The sequence below is a fragment of the Mesorhizobium sp. M7A.F.Ca.CA.002.09.1.1 genome, from assembly GCF_003998555.1.
Taxonomy (GTDB): Bacteria; Pseudomonadota; Alphaproteobacteria; order Rhizobiales; family Rhizobiaceae; genus Mesorhizobium; species Mesorhizobium ciceri.
The window spans coordinates 1-1219 of sequence record NZ_RZRR01001242.1; the positions used below are offsets into that span (position 1 = coordinate 1).

At 60.0% G+C, this 1219-nt stretch carries 3 protein-coding genes; 1 reads left to right on the forward strand and 2 read right to left on the reverse strand.

Translation table 11 applies throughout. The features are described 5' to 3' along the window. Positions 1–230 (forward strand): hypothetical protein (locus tag EN994_RS35750; protein ID WP_206530556.1); only part of this gene is annotated, 230 nt, incomplete at its 5' end. A gap of 131 nt (positions 231–361) precedes the next feature. Here the strand turns inward: EN994_RS35750 and fdxA are convergent. Then, positions 362–700 carry a ferredoxin FdxA gene (fdxA, locus tag EN994_RS32175; RefSeq protein WP_013529180.1) on the reverse strand — a complete coding sequence of 113 codons (339 nt, stop codon included), beginning with the start codon at positions 698–700 and terminating at the stop codon, positions 362–364. A gap of 234 nt (positions 701–934) precedes the next feature. Beyond that, the coding region (locus tag EN994_RS32180) for an RNA-binding S4 domain-containing protein (protein ID WP_127308188.1) at positions 935–1219 on the reverse strand (285 nt) is incomplete at its 5' end.

Sequence of the window (1219 nt, forward strand, 5' to 3'; positions counted from 1 at the left end):
CTGAACTCCTTGTTGTGGTACCGGCGTCCTGCCGGCCCGAACTCGCGCGATCGGAGAAACCGACCGTTAGCCGCACAACAGATGAACCCATCGGAAAAGCCGGACCGGCAAACCGCAACATCGCGACCGCCTGGCCCAGATCGCTCTGGTCCGAATGGGATTTTCACCTTTCAGTGATTTGGGGCGTCTGCGCCATAAATCGACGTTGTGTCACCGGCATGTTTCGCTGATGTAACACAAAAAGTCGGAAGAATCAAGGTTTTGCTGCATACGCGAAGGCCACAACCCGGCGCCGGCTGTCAAGCCGGTTAATGTGACGTGCCTCTTACCCTGCGTAATACCGGCCTTTCCGGCCGTATTGTCAATCGCCTTCGCCGGGCTCGGCGGAGAAGTATTTCTCGAACTTGCCGGCCTCGCCGTCGAAGGATTTCGCGTCTGCCGGCGGTTCCTTCTTGGCGGTGATGTTGGGCCATTTCTCGGCATATTCGGTATTGACCTGCAGCCATTTGTCGAGGCCGGGCTCGGTGTCGGGCTTGATCGCGTCGGCCGGGCATTCCGGCTCGCAAACACCGCAGTCGATGCACTCGTCGGGATGGATGACGAGCATGTTCTCGCCTTCGTAGAAACAATCGACCGGACAGACCTCGATGCAGTCCATGTATTTGCATTTGATGCAATTGTCGGTCACGACATAGGTCATCGGTCGGCTCCGGGACGTCCCATTTTGTTGGGCTTTTTCCGTCAGGTAACGCCTTTGGCCGCTGCTTGCAAGGGCAGCCATTCCTGTCGGCATCAGCGTTTCGAAATGGAATTCCAGGCAGCCGGCGCCCCAGAGGCCGGCGACCTCATGCAGGGCTTCCTGTTTGCCGGGTTCAGTTTTGCTTCAAACACGTCGTTATCCTGGCAAGCGCCGCCTGTTTTTGGACGCCAGGCATCAATCTTCGCCGAGCAATCGGTCGGTCTGGCGACGTTCCTTCTTGGTCGGGCGGCCGCTGCCGGCCTCGCGCAGCCCCGGAATTGCATCGGGAGGGGCTTCGCCCTTCGGTGCGGGCGGTGGCGACATATCCTCGTAGAGCGTACGGGCTTCCTCGGCCGGGCCGCGTCGCGCACCCGCGCCGAGGACCTTCCAGATGAAGATGCGCCGCTCGAGCGTGATGGTCAGGACGTCGCCTGGCTTGACCTGATCGGAAGCCTGCGCTGCTTTGTCGCGATTCTGTCT